Genomic DNA, 16,122 nt, shown 5'->3' with positions numbered 1-16,122 from the left:
CGATAGTATGTCACAGGAATGTGAAACGAAAGCAGTGCGCAACGGGATTCGGAGGAAACGGATGAGGGAGTGATCCGGCGCGACAGCGCGCGCCGGACGGCGGATTAGCCGCTGATTTTCACCAGGGTACGGCCCTGGATTTTATTACTCAGAAAATCGGCAGCGGTGGCCGGAGCCTGTTCCAGCGTAATTTCGGTTGCAGCCTGCTGGTAGTAACTTTCCGGCAATGTACGAGCGAGATTTTCCCACACGGCACTGCGCTGCGCGGTTGGCACCATCACGGAATCCACGCCCTGCAAACGGACGTTGCGCAGAATAAACGGCATCACAGTGGTCGGTAGCTCGAAACCGCCTGCCAGACCGCATGCGGCGACGCAGCCGCCGTAGTTTGTCTGCGCCAGTACCTTTGCTAATACGTGGTTGCCAACGGTATCAATCGCACCGGCCCATAGCTGTTTTTCCAGCGGACGGGTCTGTTCAAAATCGCTGCGCGGCAGGATCTCATCCGCGCCCAGCTTACGCAGAAAATCATGGGTGGATTCGCGCCCGGTCACGGCAGCAACGGTGTAGCCCAGCGCTTTCAGCAGCACGACAGCGGTGCTGCCGACGCCACCGCTGGCACCGGTGACCAGCACGGTGCCATCCTGCGGTTTAATCCCGGCATCCTGTAGCGCCATGACGCACAGCATGGCGGTAAAACCAGCGGTACCAATGATCATCGCATTGCGCGCGCTTAACCCTTCCGGCAGTGCAACCAGCCAGTCACCTTTTACGCAAGCCTGCGCGGCAAGGCCGCCCCAGTGGTTTTCGCCCACGCCCCAGCCGGTGAGGATCACGGCCTGGCCGGGAGCAAAGCGCGCATCGCGGCTTTCGCTCACGCGACCGCAAAAATCAATGCCCGGCACCATCGGGAACTGGCGAATAATTTTGCCTTTACCGGTGATTGCCAGCGCGTCTTTGTAGTTAAGGCTGGACCAGTCGATATCGACCCGAACGTCGCCTTCACCCGGTGCGGGCAGGGCTATCTCTTTCACTTCCGCCAGGGTTTTATTCTCACTCTGTTCCAGAACTAATGCTTTCATGACTGCGTTTTCCTCGTCGGATGAGGTGTATTTTCGGCGTTTTCGCCGTCCTGTGCAGATGCTCCATCCCCCGTCATGCTTTACGCAGCAGGGGCGGTTGTTATGCTGTGGTGGAAAAATTGCCAGTACTGATCCAGCGGCTCGACGGAGCGAAACAGCTTGGCGCGCATCACGGCACCTTCCCAGCCGGACCAGAACACACTAGCCAGCTCGCGGCTTGCGGTGTCTGATGGCAGTTCGCCGCAGGCTTTTGCCTCATCCAGACACGCTGCGACGCGCGTTTCCCAGTCGGCGAGGATCGCTTTCAGGCGCTCAGGGAAGGCTTCCGGTAACAATGGCGTTTCCTGTAACAGATTCCCCACCAGGCAACCCCGGCGGAAGGCGTATTTCGCCATTCCCAGGCCCGCGTGATGCACAAAGGCAGCCATGCGTTGCAGCGGGGAGAGTTGGGTCTCGCCTAAAAATTTATCCAGTTTATGGGCGAAAAAGTCGCCGTAAGCGGCGAGCACCGCCATGCCAAATTCCTGCTTACTTTTAAAGCAGTGATAGAACGAGCCTTTCGGCACCGCGATATTTTTGATCACCGCATCAATGCCTGCCGACAGATAGCCGGTTTCCGTTAGCACTTCCAGACCCGAACGAATCAGCTCCTGGCGGGTATCGGTAAAGTCGCGCTCCACTTTTGGCGGTCGCCCACGGCGGGGTTTTTGCAGTGCTGCTGTTTCGCCATTCATAATTTAGACCGATCGGTTTTAATTCGGCAGAGGCTACGCCGATTTAACATTGCAGGCAAGCGAAAAACAAAAAAGCCCGCGCGAGGCGGGCTTGCAAACGTTGCCGGTTGGCGCTGTTACCGCAAGCGCCAGCAGGCAAACGGCTTAAGCGGTGGTATTGATATTACGACCGATTGCCGGGTTGGAAGGTAACTGCGGGATCTGCTGAATCAAGTCGCTGGCGATGGTTTTCTGCGTATCGAGCGCTTTTTTCAGCACCAGCGTATTGACTTGATTATCAAGCTGATAAGAGTCAAGGCTGCTGGCTAATGATGCAATTTGTATCGGATCCATGCTGTAAATCCTTTATTGTAAAAAAAACAACCAAAGAACAGCTATGAGTATAGCTGCACAGTTTTTATCGGCAGCAAGCGCGGGATCTTTAAGCGAGGCGTGAGACGAAGCGGATGATGAATAAGCGAAAACCCGCCGTGGCGGGTTTAATGAAGAGAGATTACGTGCGGGGGTTTTCGGCGAATTTCAGCAGGGCATCACCATCCAGCCGGTAACGTACCCATTCACTTTGCGCCCGCGCGCCGATGCTCTGGTAAAAATCAATAGCGGGCTGGTTCCAGTCGAGCACGCTCCACTCCAGACGACCGCAGCGGCGCTCAACGGCGTACTGCGCAATCTTTTGCAACATCGCTTTTCCGGCACCGTTACCGCGAAAAGCGGGCGAAACGTAGAGATCTTCCATGTAAATACCGTTGCGGCCAAGCCAGGTCGAATAACTGGTGAAGAACACCGCGTAACCCACGGCTTTGCCTTCGATTTCACAGAGTAAGGCTTCCGTTTTACTCTCTGTGCCGAACAGGGTTTCGCGGATCTCATCCGCAGTGGTGATCACTTCTTCAGGCGCTTTTTCATACACCGCCAGTTCATAAATCATCGCAAAAATAGCGCTTGCGTCAGTCGGGCGGGCCGGGCGGATGATAATGCTCATTGCTGTTCCTGTTGTTTTTACCGGGAGTTCAAAATTGATGGCCGCCAGCATAAGCGGTATCGTGCAAAGAATTAAGTGCAATGAAATCACCAGTCGATGAATATTATGCATCCAACGTTACGCCGTCTTGATCTCAACCTGTTACCGGTTTTCGACGCGGTCTATCGCCACCGTTCTGTGCGGCAGGCGGCACAAGAGCTGGCGATGAGCACCTCGGCGCTTAGCCACGCGCTCTCAAGATTACGCGCGACGCTCAACGATCCGTTATTTTACCGGGAAGGGCATCTTATGTGCCCAAGCGTCTATGCCAGCCAACTCGCGCCCGCTATCGCGTCGGCCTTAGCGCATCTCAACCATCAACTCACCCCGCAAGCGGAATTTAATCCCGCAACGACAACAGACTGTTTGCAGATCGCCATCACCGATTTCACCGCGTTGAGTATTTTCCCCGCGCTGATGGCTGAATTGCAGCACACCGCACCCGGCCTGCGTTTCGAGTTTCGCTATTTGCCGCGTAGCCCCGCGCTCAATGAACTGCTGGCAGGAGAAGTGGATTTTGCGCTGGGGTTTAGCGCGCCGCAGGATAGTCATTACGCGGAACTGGACGAGATCGACTGGTTTACCGATGAGTATGTCGTTATCAGCAATCCACGCAGGCAACAGTTAACGCTGGATGATTACCTTGCCGCGCGCCACCTGGTGGTGACGCCATGGAATGAAAGCAAAGGCGTGCTGGACAGGGAACTTGAACGTCTGGGTTACAGGCGGCAGGTGGCGATAAAAACCTCCTCAATGCTCAGCGCGCCTTTTATTATCGCCGACAGCGATCTGCTGATGGCGCTTCCGCGATCGGCCGCGGAAAAGTTAAAGCAGGCGGCAAAGATCACCATCTTTGCGCTGCCTTTTGCAGTTCCCCCGTTTGAGGTGAAGATTTATTCCCATAAACGCAGCGGCAAGCGAGGGGCGGCACAATGGCTGCACAAAATGTTGAAAGAACTGCCGCACACGCAAACCACGCGCAACACGTAAAGCCTGCCCGTAAGCCAGACTCTGCGCAGGGCACACAAAAACGGCGAGGCTCCGTTAGCGAATGCGGCGGGATCCCGTTGTCTTCTCTATGACGCCTTCGCGCCTGAGTGTGACGGCGTTCTTATTTATTAATAAGACTTTCGCCGGATGAATTAACCCGCCAAAAAATAACACTCTATTTATTAATTAGTTACTTTTTCATAACTTCAAAACGGTTACGTTGTGAAAGATATACAACTTCTATCGATTAACTCGTTTTTTTTTATTTCCGATATAGAGATAAGGCGCGGTTCGAACGCCCGAAGCCGATGCTGTACCCGCCATATAAAACAACAATAGGTACTCATGCCATGAAACTATCCCTCGCGCAAAAACTTTGGCTCCCTCTCATCGTGGCACTGGTGTGCCTTGCCGGGACGCTGCTCTACAGCTCTTTTACGGTCAAAGAAGACCAACTGGCGCTGCGGAAAAACGAGTTGCAGCATGTTTCGCAACTGGCGCTCAGTATCGTCAAAACACAGGCCGCGCTGGTTGATAAAGGGGCGATCACCCAGCAGGAAGCGCAGCAGCGCGCAACCCAGTTGATTAAAGATTTACGCTATGGGGAAACGGGATATTTCACGATTCTCAATACCCAGGCTGAAGTGATTATGCATCCGATCAACGCGAAACTAATTGGTCAGGGGCCGCAGATTGCCGATGCCAATGGCGCCTATATCTTCAGAGATATGGTTGCGGTTACCCGTGATAATCAGGCCGGGTTTACCGCTTACGTTTTCCCTCGTCCTGGCGAGACGGAAGCTCAGCCGAAAATCGCTTACAGCATTCCGTGGACGCCCTGGGGCTGGATCATCACCACCGGGCTTTATGTGGATGATATCGACACGGCATTTCGGGTTTCGCTCTACCAGAACCTGATTGAGTTTGTGGCTATCAGTATTCTGCTGTCGGTGATTGTATATCTTATTAACCGGGGAACACTGCTGGCGCTTGGGGGCGAACCTCGTTATGCCGTTGATGTCGCCGCACGGATTGCCGCCGGGGATCTTTCGCAGACGGTGGATAAAAAAGCCGGGGACAACTCAAGCTTGATCCACGAAATGGGCGTGATGCGTGAGCAACTGACCGCGGTGATTAAAGATATCCGTGAAGGGGCGGAAATCATTAACACCAGCACTCATGATATTGTCGCAGGAAATCAACAGGTTGCCTCCCATTCTGAACAGCAGGCGATATCACTGGAACGCACCTCGTCCAGCATGGAACAGATCACCGCCGCCGTGAAACAAAACGCGGAGAATGCCGGGCAGGCGCGCCATCTGGCGAGTGAAGCCGTGGATATTGCCTCGCGCGGCGGAGTGGTCATGCAGAGCATGAATGAAACCATGAACGGTATCTCCGAAAGCGCCGGGAAAATAGCGAGCATTATCGAGGTGGTTAACGGCATTGCGTTTCAGACCAATATTCTGGCGCTGAACGCGGCGGTTGAAGCAGCCAGAGCCGGGGAACAGGGCAGAGGCTTCGCGGTGGTCGCGGGTGAAGTGCGCAGCTTGTCATTGCGCAGCTCCCAGGCGGCGCAGGAAATTAAAGGGCTGGTGGAAGAGTCTGTCACTCGCGTCAACAACGGCTCGTCACAGATCAAAATAGCTGGCAGCAGTATCGACGAGATGATTGTGGCGGTGCGGCGCGTCTCGGACATCATGTCGGAAATCTCCGTCGCCACCGACGAGCAGAGCAAAGGCATCAGCCACGTTAACGAAGCGATTGTGCAAATTGATGCGGTAACGCAGCAGAACACCGCGCTGGTTCAACATGCAGTTTCGGCCGCCAGTGCGCTGGAAGAGCAGACCCGTCGGCTGACGCAGACTGTGGCCTTTTTTAATACCGGCAGATAATCATCGCCGCATCCCGCTAACGGGCCTGCACAGCCAGGCCCGTTAATCTTTATCTCTACCAGCTTCGCCAATACAGGCAAACCCGCACTCGCAATACGGGACATAACCTTCACTTTTACTGCGGCGAACCGCGTTTATTTCTGAACCGGCAAGCGTAATCCCTGAGCGCAGCAATGCGGTTTGTCAGGAATAGCTGAAAAAACGAGAGGGTTGAAAACTGCGGCTGGTGCCTGGCGAGCAAACGCTCAGCTATCAAAGCCACGTTTTGCCTGAATGAAAGGTGATTGGTTTCGCATACTAGCGGCAGAAAAGCAAAAAGCCTGCTTAAAAGCAGGCTTTTTTAAATCTGGCTCCTCTGACTGGACTCGAACCAGTGACATACGGATTAACAGTCCGCCGTTCTACCGACTGAACTACAGAGGAATCGTGTGAACGGGGCGAATATTAGCGATGCCCCTGGCCCTTGTCAAAGGCTGGATCGTTCTGTGGCGATCGTTTGCTGACTATTTCAGCAATCTGCTGTCACGATAAGCACTTAAACGCGCATTTGCACCAAAACTGTGCAATAAGTCTTTCGAGGGGCATCATACAAACCACTGTTTCAGTAATAATTCCCCCGGTTGTAATTAGAATCTCTTATTATCCAGCCTGTTAGCGCCTTTCATTTTGCCTAACTAAAACTGGCAAGCATATTGCAACTCTCCTGACAACATCACATCCGGCGTTGGCACTGGTATCCGTACAGGAGGCAAAATGAACTTAAGACGACTGAAATACTTCGTAAAAATCGTCGATATTGGAAGCCTGACTCAGGCAGCCGAAGTATTACATATTGCGCAGCCCGCGCTGAGCCAGCAGGTTGCCACTCTGGAAGGCGAACTGGATCAGCAATTACTGATTCGCACCAAACGTGGCGTGACGCCGACGGAAGCGGGCAAAATCCTCTACACCCACGCACGGACAATTTTGCGCCAGTGCGAACAGGCGCAACTGGCGGTAAACAATGTCGGTCAATGCCTGCGGGGACAAGTCTCTATTGGTCTGGCGCCGGGCACTGCCGCATCTTCCGTCACCATGCCGCTGTTGCAGGCGGTGCGTACCGAGTTGCCGGAAGTCATGGTCTATCTGCATGAAAATAGCGGCTCAACGCTGAACGATAAATTGCTCAGCGGGCAACTGGATATGGCGGTGCTGTATGAACGCGCGCCGGGCGCGGGGATTAACAGCCTGCCGCTGCTAAAAGAGGATTTGTATCTGGTGGGCACGCGTGACTGCCCGGGGCAGAGCGTCGATCTGACGGCGGTTGCCGATATGAATCTATTCCTGCCGCGCGATTACAGCGCCGTCCGTTTGCGTGTTGATGAAGCGTTTTCGCTGCGTCGGCTGACCGCGAAAATCATTGGCGAAATTGAGTCGATCGCCACGCTGACGGCGGCGATTGCCAGCGGAATGGGCGTGACGGTGCTGCCGGAGTCTGCCGCACGTTCGCTGTGTGCCGCGACGAACGGCTGGATGGCGCGTATCACCACGCCTTCGATGAACCTGCCGTTGTCATTGAACGTTTCCGCACGCGGCACGCTCTCGCCGCAGGCGCAAGCGGTGAAAGATATTTTAATGTCGTTAGTCAGCCGCCCGGCGATGGAAAGCCATGAGTTGCAGCTGGTAAGTTAAGCATTATTCCTTAATGGAATAAGATGCTGGTTTTTATTATTTGTTCTGCCTGGCCGCAGACTTTAACAATATCGTCATGTCTGACAGGCCAGGAGCAGCAAAGGGTGAATTTCCAGCAACTCAAAATTATCCGCGAGGCGGCGCGGCGGGATTACAACCTGACCGAAGTCGCCAACATGCTTTACACGTCACAATCCGGCGTGAGCCGCCATATTCGTGAGCTTGAAGAAGAGCTGGGGATTGAGATTTTTATCCGTCGCGGCAAACGTTTGTTGGGCATGACAGAACCCGGTAAAGCGCTGCTGGTGATTGCCGAGCGCATTCTTAACGAAGCGAGCAATGTGCGCAGGCTCGCCGACCTCTTTACCAATGACACCTCAGGCGTGCTGACCATTGCGACGACGCATACCCAGGCGCGTTACAGCTTGCCATCGGTGATTAAAGCGTTTCGCGCGCTGTTCCCGGAAGTGCGACTGGAGTTGATTCAGGGCACCCCGCAAGAGATTGAATCTCTGCTGCATAACGGTGGCGCAGACATCGGTATTGCCAGCGAACGCTTAAGCAATGACAGCTCACTCGTGGCGTTTCCCTGGTTTCGCTGGCATCACAGTTTGCTGGTGCCCGCCGATCACCCGCTGGCACAATCCTCACCGCTAACACTCGAAGATATCAGTCGCTGGCCGCTTATCACCTATCGCCAGGGGATCACCGGGCGGTCGCGTATTGATGAAGCGTTTGGTCGCAAAGGGTTAATCCCGGATGTGGTGCTGAGCGCGCAGGATTCCGATGTTATCAAAACCTACGTCGAGCTGGGGCTGGGCGTCGGGCTGGTGGCAGAACAATCGAGCGGCGAAAACGAAGAAGGCAAACTGGTGCGGCTGGATACGCAGCACCTGTTTGATGCCAATACCGTCTGGTTAGGATTAAAACGCGGTCAGTTACAACGAAACTATGTCTGGCGCTTTATTGAGCTGTGTAACGCCGGGCTGTCGGTCGACGATATCAAACGCCAGGTGATGGAGCCGGACGAAGCGGCGATCGATTACCAGATTTAACGAAAGTTATAAGCAACAGCGCCTCCGCATGCGGAGGCGCTGTTTTTATCCCGGAATGAACATCACCTTCTGTGCAGGTGGTGTTTACTGATGCGTGTACGACGGTGTTTTCATCAGCATCGCTGTCAGGGCGGAGAGCAGACAGCCTGCCAGCAGATAAATGGCGACGGAATGCCACTCGCCAGCGGAAAAGTTCAGCAGCGCGGCGGCAATAAAGGGCGTAAAACCGCCGCCGACCACGCTGGCGACCTGGTAACCGACTCCCGCGCCGCTGTAGCGATAGCCCGCGCCGAACATTTCGGTGAACATCGGCTGTTGTACGCAAACCACCATATCGTGAGCGATATTGGCCAGCAGTAACGAAAAGATCACCACACCGAAAATGGAGCGCGCTTCCAGTGCCATAAAGAACGGGAACGCGCTCAGCGCACCGAGCAATGCGCCCGTGATGTAAATGCGCCGCCGTCCATAGCGATCTGCCATCCATGCGAATAACGGAATGGTCAGGCAACTTATCCCGCCGACCAGCAAGCCGATATTGAGGAACAGTTCACGCGGTAAACCCAGATTTTGCGTCGAGTAGTTCAGCGCAAAGGCGGTGACGATATACATGGTCAGCAGTTCACACAGGCGCAAGGCGATAATTTTCAAAAACGCGCCCGGATGGCGAAACAGCGCTTCAAACACCGGCGGGCGTTTTTTTGTCTGCGCCGGTTGTTGCGTCTGCGCTCGTTCAAACTCGGCGGACTCTGCCATGCCGTTACGCACCCACAGCGCACCGAGCACCAGTACGATGCTGAACAAGAAAGGCAGACGCCAGCCCCAGCTCAGAAACTGCTCGTTGGTGGTCAGGCTGCTGATGAGCGACACAAGACCTGTGGAAAGCAACAATCCGACGCCATACCCAACCTGAACGCCGCTACTGTAGAAGGCTTTTTTCCCGGAGGGTGCGCTTTCGACAGCCAGCAGCGCCGCGCCACCCCATTCGCCGCCAACGGCGAAACCCTGGATGGCACGCAGGATCACCAATAACGCCGGTGCCCACCAGCCGATAGTGGCAAAGGAGGGCAGAATGCCAATACAGGCTGTGGCGATGCCCATCATCCATACCGTCATCATCAGCATTCGCTTGCGACCGAGACGATCGCCGAAATGACCAAAGACAATGCCGCCGAGCGGGCGGAATAAAAAACCGACGCCAAACGTGGCGAAAGCGGCAAGCGTGCCCATCGCCGGGTCTATCTGCGGGAAAAACTCGCTGTTAAATACCAGCGCGGCGGTGATGCCATATAGTAAAAAATCGAACCAGTCGACCACTGCGCCGGCAAAGCTGCCCCATGCCGCACGGCGGGCGCGATTGAGTGGCGGTGCCTCTTCATCGGGGTGGGTTGTGATGAGCGTGGAGTCCATAGTTGTTCTGTCCGTTCCTCAAAATTGCAAAATTTTCTAGTTTTAATAGGGAGAAAAGGTTACTCACATCGTACGCAGCCAAAAAAAGCCGTTATTGAGACTACAGCGACAGCGGACAGGAGAAAACTCTTTTGCAGAGCGGGCGGCATGAAAGGGGGAATTTAACTCAGGGGGCGTTAATGCGCAGAAGATTATTCGGTTGTTGAATGATTTGAGTGCGTGGCATTCGGGTGGTCGATATTAAACCGCAGCCTCCGTCCATAACCCGGCATCTCTTATCGAATACCCGGCCTGTCTGCACACTGGCAGGCCGGGCATGGGAGTTTTCATTGCGTACGACATTGATGGCTAACGTGCGCGATGAATAAGGCGTAAAGCGGCAAGAAGGTTGTTTTTATCCGCCTCGCTGAGGTTCGGTGCCATAATTTGTGCCGACAGCCATGCGGTGTCTGCTTCAGTGAAAGCGCCGGTGAGCAACCGCTGGCTGATGGCGGTAAGCAACTCGCTATCCAGTTGATTTATCTGTTGTCGCGTCGCATCCAGGCTTCTGACGGAGCGGTTAACATCCGGGGTGGCTAACCAGTCGGCCAGATAGCGATACTGAACAGCCTTGCTGGCATTCATCAACGCGCGGAAAAAAGGCTCCACGGAGTGGGGATCCAGACCCGCGTCCTGGGCGTTTTTCACCGCTTCCGCCAGTACTTTTTGTTCCCGCTCTACATCTTCCACCGGGGAATGATGCTGCGCCTTATAACTGGCGACATCTTTCATGATCAGCATGCGTTCATTGAGTGCAGATGAAAGTGTGCTGAGCGACACCGATGCGACGGAACCTGCAAAAACATTGCCGCACATGAACAGTGATGAAAGGAAAACAACCGCAGACTGGAACATCAACTTACCCTCCTGTCAAAACCCAAAAAAAAGCCGTTCTCGGGGAAGAACGGCGAATCGACCATCACGGCTAAAATAACTAACACGATTCATATTCTATTAGTTGCATTAATGAATTATTTCGCAACGGTCGTTTTGTGTAAGTAAATGAAACGATGCAAATAAGCGACACAGTGTGAGGGCGCAGTGTGAAAATGGCGCCGGAGCCCCAGGGCTGTACAATACGAGCCGCGGAACGGTGTGGAACCGGCCTGAGGCTGTTATGCCTGTCAGGCTTAACGCTTGTTACCATTGGGAACATTCAGATGACAGATATTACAATCAGACCAGCGCGAAGCGAGCACCTGGCGGCGTTAAGAGCCATTGAACTTGCCGCGTTTGAAACGCTGCGCCAGGCGGGGGCAGTCAGTGGCGCGCCTGTTGCTAACAGCCTGGACGCGTTGCATCAGCTATGCAGGGAAGGGGTGTTGCTCGTCGCGTTCGCGCCGGGCGATATTCCAGTCGGTTTTGCCGGAGCCGAGATCAGGGAAAACTGGCTGCACATTGCCGAAGCGGATGTTCACCCGGACTGGCAACGGCAGGGAGTTGGCCGACGCCTGATGCACGCGCTTTTGGCGGAAGGCAAAGCGCGTGGTTTAAACGGCGCCTCGTTGACGACCGATCGTAATGCGCCCTTCAACGCGCCGTTTTACGCTTCGCTGGGTTTTGCCATCATTGAAGGCAACGCTATTTCACCCCGGCTGAAAGCGCTGCTTGCCGCGGAAACCCTCGCCGGGCTGGATCCGAAACGCCGGGTTGCCATGCAATTATGCTATTGAATCGATGGCCGCCGTGCTTGATGTGCGAGCGTGCGCCAACGGCTTAGCGCAGGCAGGCAATATATTTCTCACCTGACCGGGGCACAATTTCCGCCGCATTCTGCGCGATCTCCCGTCCTTCAAACGCGCCGTAGAGCTTTGCGAATTTCACCACATCCAGTCGGCGCGTCATTTCACGAACCGTCTCTGCCGGCAGCGGCAGCATATTCGGGTAGCTCCACATAAAGGAGACGGCATTTGCGCCCGGCGCGACCTGAACGATGTCGCCGGACAGCAGCACACCTTCATCCCGTGCCCAGTGGAGAACGCAGCCACCGGCAAAATGGCCGCCAAGGCGCATGATGCTTACGTCTGATGTCAGTTGCAGAGTGTCGCCATCCCAGAGAGTAATGTGCGGGCTGTCGCGCATGATCCACTCACGATCGCGTTCATGCAGATAAATCGGGGCGTCAAAGGCGGCAGCCCAGTCTTGCATGGTAGTGTAGAAATGAGGATGCGAAATCGCGATAGCCTTGAGCCCGCCCAGAGAGGCGATCAGCGTTTTTGTGGCGTCGTCGAGCGTGGCGATGCAGTCCCACAGAATATTGCCTTGCGCTGTTCTCAGCAGAAACGCGCGCTGCGCAATCGCGAAATCAGGCACGGTTTGGATGCTGAAGAGATCGCTTTCGTGTTGTTGCCATTTATTGACGTGCGAGGCCAGAAGGGCAGGGAACTCAACCCACTTCTGCCCGGTTACCGGCACGAACTGGCGCTCATCTTCGCAGATAGTGCACCGCTGTGGGGGCGTGTCGGTTATTTCATACGAGGTGCCGCACGCATTGCATAAGGTGATCATGGTCGTCCTCTCTGTTCCGGTTACGTCAGTGATAAAGGGGTTTTGCAGAGAATGGCTTCATTTTTGCCGGGCAATGTCCGCGCCATTATGAAGTAACAGCACCTTTAGCATGGCACATGGCGGCTGCGGTATGTGCTGGAGAGTGCGACCAAAAAAAGAAGAAATGCCCGCTGTGCGGCTGAACGATTCAGCGCGCAGCGGGTTGTATCATAACGAAGGGCAATATTTTCGCCGGATTTAAGGCTCGTTCGGTGAGAAGGTGTCGCGTTTTTCAGCCCATTTCAGCATCGCATCCAGCGCCGGACACAGAGCTTGCCCCCACTGCGTAAGCCGGTATTCCACCTTCGGCGGGATCTGCGGATAGACCTTGCGCGACACAATGCCATCCGCTTCGAGTTGCCGCAGTTGCTGGCTCAACATCTTTTGCGAAATGCCAGGAATAAGCCTGCTGAAATCGGAATAGCGCTGCACTTTTCCATCAAATAAATGAAACAGGATGACCAGCTTCCAGCGGCCCTCCAGTAATCGCAGCACCTGCTCTACGCCAAGCGCGGCGGTATCGGGGGTATAAATCTTACTCATAAGCGTGTTACTAACTTTTTTGTGCGTTCTTGATGATTTGACACTATATGGTGAAAATGAGAGCACCGCAAACCGAAGGAGCCTCTCACCATGTCTTTATCATTACCCGACGCAGTTGCTACCTACTTCGCCATCAGTAATGGCGCAGATATCGCCAACGTTAGCCACTGCTTTACGCCTGATGCCGTGGTTATTGATGAAAGTAAGACGCATCGCGGGCTTGAAGCTATCCAGGCCTGGCAACGCGACGTGCAGAATGCTTTTGACTACACCGTTGAACCGATCCGCGTGGCGGATGACGGAACGCGGCTAACGGTAACCTCACATGTGGCGGGCAATTTTCCCGGCAGCCCGGTGCAGCTTAGCCATGCGTTCACCTTACTGGACGGGAAGATTGCCGCACTGGAGATCGTGTAATGAGCATGAATCTGAACTTACAAGGAAAACGCGTTCTGGTCACGGCGGGCACGAAGGGCGTCGGAAAGGCGGTTGTTGGCCTGTTTCATGACGAGGGGGCGAAAGTGTTAACCACTGCGCGAATCCAGCCTGAAGAATCGTTAGCGGATCACTTTGTGGCGGCCGATCTGACAACGGTTGACGGTTGTCAGCGCGTCGCGCAGGCAGTGCAGAGCCACTTTGGCGGCGTTGACATTATTGTTCACGTTGTTGGTGGCTCGACAGCGCCCGGTGGCGGTTTCGCCGCGCTGGGCGAAGAGGAGTGGCAACAGGAACTGAACCTTAATCTGCTGCCTGCGGTCCGGCTCGACAGAGCACTGTTACCCGGTATGCTCGCGCAGGGGGCCGGGGTCATTATTCATGTCACCTCTATTCAGCGCGAACTGCCGTTGCCGGAATCGACAACCGCGTATGCCGCGGCTAAGGCCGCCCTCTCGACCTACAGTAAAAGCCTGTCAAAAGAGGTGTCACCAAAAGGGATCCGCGTGCTGCGTGTCGCACCCGGCTGGATCGAAACCGAAGCCTCCGTCGCGCTGGCCGAACGGCTGGCGCGCCAGGCGGGAACGGATTACGAAGGTGGTAAGAAAATCATCATGGATTCCATCGGGGGTATCCCGCTGGGGCGTCCATCAAAACCGGCGGAAGTGGCCAGTCTCATTGTGTTCCTCGCTTCACCCTGTGCGGCGGCGATCACAGGAACAGAGTACGTTATCGATGGCGGCACAGTGCCCACCGCCTAATCGTGACGGGCATTGCGCGTTAATCTGGTCGCCTGCTGTGCAGAAAAGAGAAGGAAAGGCTGAAGCGAAGGCCTGAAAAGCAAAAAGCCTGCTTAAAAGCAGGCTTTTCATAATCTGGCTCCTCTGACTGGACTCGAACCAGTGACATACGGATTAACAGTCCGCCGTTCTACCGACTGAACTACAGAGGAATCGTGTGAACGGGGCGCATACTACTGGCCCCGTACTTGAGTGTCAACACTAAATTTAACACACTGATTCAATTGGCGAATTAAAACACAGGCGGCGTTTTAATGTACCTGCCGTGTACTGTCGTTATCGCAGCCTGCCTGCCCGCGCAAACGGCTTAGCGGATCCTGCCCATAGAAATGGCAGAAGCGCTGCCACAGCGCCGGGAAGCGGGGAGCGAACAGCTCTGGCGCGCTAAAGAAATACTCTGACAGCACGGCGAAACACTCTGCCGGATCGGTTGCCGCGTAGGCGTCGATGCTGGCCGCGCTTTCGCCAACCAGATCGATCTCATCCTGAATGTTGTCCATCGCGGCACGCAGATCGTGTTCCCAGCCTGCCACTTCACGCAGCGGAATCAGCGGAATGCCGCTGGCGCGATCGCCGTTGCGCGTATCCAGTTTATGCGCCACTTCATGAATAATGAGATTAAAGCCGGAAGCGTCAAACGAGTCCTGAATATCCAGCCAGTTAAGGATAATGGGGCCTTGTTGCCAGCTCTGCCCGGACTGAACCACGCGCTGGTTGTGCACCAGACCAATGTCGTCTTCCCACTCGTCATCAACAACAAACGGCGCCGGGTAGATCAGCACTTCGTGGAAGCCATCCAGCCATTCAAGGCCAAGCTCCAGCACCGGCAGGCAAAACAGTAAGCCGATGCGCGCGCTTTTCAGCGCATCCAAATCGAATCCTTGCAACGGAACCAGGCGTTTTTGCTGCAAAAAGCGCTCAGCCAGATGAACAAGTTTCTCCTGTTCCTCCGACGACAAATTTGCTAACACGGGGGCATTTAACGCTTCTTCCCAGGGGTATTCTGCGCCTTCGGCAGATTCCCTTGTCTTCCAGGGCCACTTAATCATCGTTTTGCTCGCAAACTCGCCACTTGAACCAAATTAACGGGACAGGGTCTGTTAAAATGCCAAATTACCTGGCATCATGGCAACCATCTGAACGGAGAGATGCCGGAGCGGCTGAACGGGACGGTCTCGAAAACCGTAGTTGGGGCAACTCAACCGGGGGTTCAAATCCCCCTCTCTCCGCCATTATTCAAACAGTTACGCGCTTCGCTTTCAACGACTCCCGTCACAGTTGCTTTTCCACTCTTGCATTTGCACATTTTATAACCTTTTCTTAACATAATTGATAGAAATGATTGCCCCTTTTATCATTAATTTTTGTAGCGTTTCGTCCTGGCCTGGAAATGTCATCGCAAGCGCACTCATTCCACTTTTTCTTATTATTTCTTATCCCGTTACGTCTGTTTGTCATTGACACGTGGCACTCTCTTTCGCGGTCTGCGGCCGTTGCGGGTGAGGGGACTCATCAGTCTCGCTGATATATCTTTAAAATTAATCACCAGACGATATGATGAGAGCGTTGTCACATTTATGCTGGGACAATTTCATTCCTTTCCTCCCTTAACCCATGCGGAAAACCATTATGGACGATAAAGCGGTTCGCAGCCTCGGTGGCAAACTGGCACTCTGGGTGTTCTGGATTTTCTGCGTCTATTTTATCTGGACTGTGCTAAACGATATCTGGCCAGTCAGCCAGACAAATTTGCCGGTCGGGTTTAATACTGGCACTGTGGGAACTGCGACAGGTGACTGGCTGAACTCGCTTTTTGGCGTGCTGGTTTTAGCCGTCGTGGGGGTGATACTTGGCGCTATTGCCTGGTACACGCGTCCGCAGGGTCCGGATGCCTGAAACA

At 54.5% G+C, this 16,122-nt stretch carries 16 protein-coding genes, 3 tRNA genes and 1 pseudogene; 9 read left to right on the top strand and 11 right to left on the bottom strand.

All coding sequences use genetic code 11. The annotated features are described in order from the left end of the window. Nucleotides 1–104: 104 nt before the first annotated feature. The 4 genes and pseudogenes from acuI to IP581_RS14230 all read right to left on the bottom strand — a co-directional run bounded on the left by acuI (nt 105) and on the right by IP581_RS14230 (nt 2,798). On the bottom strand, nt 105–1,082 hold the full coding sequence (gene acuI / locus IP581_RS14245; protein ID WP_193820668.1) for an acrylyl-CoA reductase (NADPH): 978 nt from the start codon (nt 1,080–1,082) through the stop codon (nt 105–107). Beyond that, nucleotides 1,079–1,816: pseudogene (gene acuR, locus IP581_RS14240) on the bottom strand (acrylate utilization transcriptional regulator AcuR). The gene acuI and the pseudogene acuR overlap by 4 nt, the downstream one beginning before the upstream one ends. Before the next feature lie 144 nt (nt 1,817–1,960). Next, a complete protein-coding gene (locus IP581_RS14235; RefSeq protein WP_017458405.1) occupies nt 1,961–2,149 on the bottom strand; it encodes a YjfB family protein in 189 nt (62 codons plus the stop codon). A gap of 160 nt (nt 2,150–2,309) precedes the next feature. After that, complete coding sequence (locus IP581_RS14230; RefSeq protein ID WP_193820666.1) at nt 2,310–2,798, bottom strand: GNAT family N-acetyltransferase; 489 nt, start codon at nt 2,796–2,798, stop codon at nt 2,310–2,312. A gap of 96 nt (nt 2,799–2,894) precedes the next feature. Here IP581_RS14230 and IP581_RS14225 point away from each other — a divergent pair, with 96 nt between their 5' ends. Beyond that, nucleotides 2,895–3,827, top strand: a complete 933-nt coding sequence (locus IP581_RS14225) for a LysR family transcriptional regulator (protein ID WP_193820665.1) — start codon at nt 2,895–2,897, stop codon at nt 3,825–3,827. Nucleotides 3,828–4,177: 350 nt separating this feature from the next. Continuing rightward, nucleotides 4,178–5,722 (top strand): methyl-accepting chemotaxis protein, encoded by a 1,545-nt coding sequence (locus tag IP581_RS14220; RefSeq protein WP_193820664.1) that lies wholly within the window; start codon nt 4,178–4,180, stop codon nt 5,720–5,722. A gap of 347 nt (nt 5,723–6,069) precedes the next feature. Here the strand turns inward: IP581_RS14220 and IP581_RS14215 are convergent. After that, a tRNA-Asn gene (locus IP581_RS14215) sits at nt 6,070–6,145 on the bottom strand. A gap of 330 nt (nt 6,146–6,475) precedes the next feature. On the opposite strand from IP581_RS14215, the gene nac reads away from it, so the two are divergent. Next, the gene (nac, locus tag IP581_RS14210; protein WP_086873058.1) at nt 6,476–7,393 is read left to right on the top strand and encodes a nitrogen assimilation transcriptional regulator NAC; all 918 of its coding nucleotides are present in this window, start codon (nt 6,476–6,478) and stop codon (nt 7,391–7,393) included. A 104-nt stretch (nt 7,394–7,497) separates the two neighbouring features. Further along, nucleotides 7,498–8,448 carry an HTH-type transcriptional regulator Cbl gene (gene cbl / locus IP581_RS14205; protein ID WP_020454221.1) on the top strand — a complete coding sequence of 317 codons (951 nt, stop codon included), beginning with the start codon at nt 7,498–7,500 and terminating at the stop codon, nt 8,446–8,448. An 84-nt stretch (nt 8,449–8,532) separates the two neighbouring features. Here the strand turns inward: cbl and shiA are convergent, their stop codons facing one another. Continuing rightward, a complete protein-coding gene (shiA, locus tag IP581_RS14200; protein ID WP_193820663.1) occupies nt 8,533–9,858 on the bottom strand; it encodes a shikimate transporter in 1,326 nt (441 codons plus the stop codon). 348 nt (nt 9,859–10,206) lie between these two features. Next, complete coding sequence (locus IP581_RS14195) at nt 10,207–10,752, bottom strand: chorismate mutase (protein ID WP_193820662.1); 546 nt, start codon at nt 10,750–10,752, stop codon at nt 10,207–10,209. Between the two features lie 305 nt (nt 10,753–11,057). Here IP581_RS14195 and IP581_RS14190 point away from each other — a divergent pair, with 305 nt between their 5' ends. Further along, the gene (locus IP581_RS14190) at nt 11,058–11,570 is read left to right on the top strand and encodes a GNAT family N-acetyltransferase (RefSeq protein ID WP_193820661.1); all 513 of its coding nucleotides are present in this window, start codon (nt 11,058–11,060) and stop codon (nt 11,568–11,570) included. A 43-nt stretch (nt 11,571–11,613) separates the two neighbouring features. Here the strand turns inward: IP581_RS14190 and IP581_RS14185 are convergent, their stop codons facing one another. Both IP581_RS14185 and IP581_RS14180 read right to left on the bottom strand, forming a co-directional pair. After that, on the bottom strand, nt 11,614–12,405 hold the full coding sequence (locus IP581_RS14185; RefSeq protein ID WP_193820660.1) for an MBL fold metallo-hydrolase: 792 nt from the start codon (nt 12,403–12,405) through the stop codon (nt 11,614–11,616). Between the two features lie 237 nt (nt 12,406–12,642). Further along, nucleotides 12,643–12,987: a winged helix-turn-helix transcriptional regulator gene (locus IP581_RS14180; protein WP_086873053.1), complete on the bottom strand. Its 345-nt coding sequence runs from the start codon at nt 12,985–12,987 to the stop codon at nt 12,643–12,645. A gap of 90 nt (nt 12,988–13,077) precedes the next feature. On the opposite strand from IP581_RS14180, the gene IP581_RS14175 reads away from it, so the two are divergent. Next, the gene (locus IP581_RS14175) at nt 13,078–13,404 is read left to right on the top strand and encodes a nuclear transport factor 2 family protein (RefSeq protein ID WP_193820659.1); all 327 of its coding nucleotides are present in this window, start codon (nt 13,078–13,080) and stop codon (nt 13,402–13,404) included. Then, nucleotides 13,404–14,183 carry an SDR family oxidoreductase gene (locus tag IP581_RS14170; RefSeq protein WP_193820658.1) on the top strand — a complete coding sequence of 260 codons (780 nt, stop codon included), beginning with the start codon at nt 13,404–13,406 and terminating at the stop codon, nt 14,181–14,183. Before IP581_RS14175 ends, IP581_RS14170 begins: the two co-directional genes overlap by 1 nt. A 115-nt stretch (nt 14,184–14,298) precedes the next feature. On the opposite strand, the gene IP581_RS14165 is transcribed toward IP581_RS14170, so the two are convergent. Together IP581_RS14165 and mtfA are read right to left on the bottom strand one after the other, a co-directional pair. Beyond that, nucleotides 14,299–14,374 (bottom strand) — tRNA-Asn (locus IP581_RS14165). 99 nt (nt 14,375–14,473) lie between these two features. Further along, on the bottom strand, nt 14,474–15,271 hold the full coding sequence (gene mtfA / locus IP581_RS14160; RefSeq protein ID WP_086873050.1) for a DgsA anti-repressor MtfA: 798 nt from the start codon (nt 15,269–15,271) through the stop codon (nt 14,474–14,476). A gap of 93 nt (nt 15,272–15,364) precedes the next feature. Here mtfA and IP581_RS14155 point away from each other — a divergent pair. Continuing rightward, nucleotides 15,365–15,454 (top strand) — tRNA-Ser (locus IP581_RS14155). A 397-nt stretch (nt 15,455–15,851) separates the two neighbouring features. After that, complete coding sequence (gene drpB, locus IP581_RS14150) at nt 15,852–16,118, top strand: cell division protein DrpB (RefSeq protein ID WP_193820657.1); 267 nt, start codon at nt 15,852–15,854, stop codon at nt 16,116–16,118. The last annotated feature ends 4 nt before the right edge of the window (nt 16,119–16,122 follow it).

It is taken from the genome of Kosakonia pseudosacchari (genome assembly GCF_015167415.1).
Lineage (GTDB): Bacteria > Pseudomonadota > Gammaproteobacteria > Enterobacterales > Enterobacteriaceae > Kosakonia > Kosakonia pseudosacchari.
Note: the sequence above shows the minus strand (reverse complement) of the source record. Positions and strands in the feature narration are given on the sequence as shown.

What these genes read in the sequence shown, in the direction of transcription:
- acuI (WP_193820668.1), bottom strand. Translation starts at nt 1,082, where the DNA reads ATGAAAGCATTAGTTCTGGAACAGAGTGAGAATAAAACCCTGGCGGAA.
- IP581_RS14235 (WP_017458405.1), bottom strand. Translation starts at nt 2,149, where the DNA reads ATGGATCCGATACAAATTGCATCATTAGCCAGCAGCCTTGACTCTTAT.
- IP581_RS14230 (WP_193820666.1), bottom strand. Translation starts at nt 2,798, where the DNA reads ATGAGCATTATCATCCGCCCGGCCCGCCCGACTGACGCAAGCGCTATT.
- IP581_RS14225 (WP_193820665.1), top strand. Translation starts at nt 2,895, where the DNA reads ATGAATATTATGCATCCAACGTTACGCCGTCTTGATCTCAACCTGTTA.
- IP581_RS14220 (WP_193820664.1), top strand. Translation starts at nt 4,178, where the DNA reads ATGAAACTATCCCTCGCGCAAAAACTTTGGCTCCCTCTCATCGTGGCA.
- nac (WP_086873058.1), top strand. Translation starts at nt 6,476, where the DNA reads ATGAACTTAAGACGACTGAAATACTTCGTAAAAATCGTCGATATTGGA.
- shiA (WP_193820663.1), bottom strand. Translation starts at nt 9,858, where the DNA reads ATGGACTCCACGCTCATCACAACCCACCCCGATGAAGAGGCACCGCCA.
- IP581_RS14195 (WP_193820662.1), bottom strand. Translation starts at nt 10,752, where the DNA reads ATGTTCCAGTCTGCGGTTGTTTTCCTTTCATCACTGTTCATGTGCGGC.
- IP581_RS14190 (WP_193820661.1), top strand. Translation starts at nt 11,058, where the DNA reads ATGACAGATATTACAATCAGACCAGCGCGAAGCGAGCACCTGGCGGCG.
- IP581_RS14185 (WP_193820660.1), bottom strand. Translation starts at nt 12,405, where the DNA reads ATGATCACCTTATGCAATGCGTGCGGCACCTCGTATGAAATAACCGAC.
- IP581_RS14180 (WP_086873053.1), bottom strand. Translation starts at nt 12,987, where the DNA reads ATGAGTAAGATTTATACCCCCGATACCGCCGCGCTTGGCGTAGAGCAG.
- IP581_RS14175 (WP_193820659.1), top strand. Translation starts at nt 13,078, where the DNA reads ATGTCTTTATCATTACCCGACGCAGTTGCTACCTACTTCGCCATCAGT.
- IP581_RS14170 (WP_193820658.1), top strand. Translation starts at nt 13,404, where the DNA reads ATGAGCATGAATCTGAACTTACAAGGAAAACGCGTTCTGGTCACGGCG.
- mtfA (WP_086873050.1), bottom strand. Translation starts at nt 15,271, where the DNA reads ATGATTAAGTGGCCCTGGAAGACAAGGGAATCTGCCGAAGGCGCAGAA.
- drpB (WP_193820657.1), top strand. Translation starts at nt 15,852, where the DNA reads ATGGACGATAAAGCGGTTCGCAGCCTCGGTGGCAAACTGGCACTCTGG.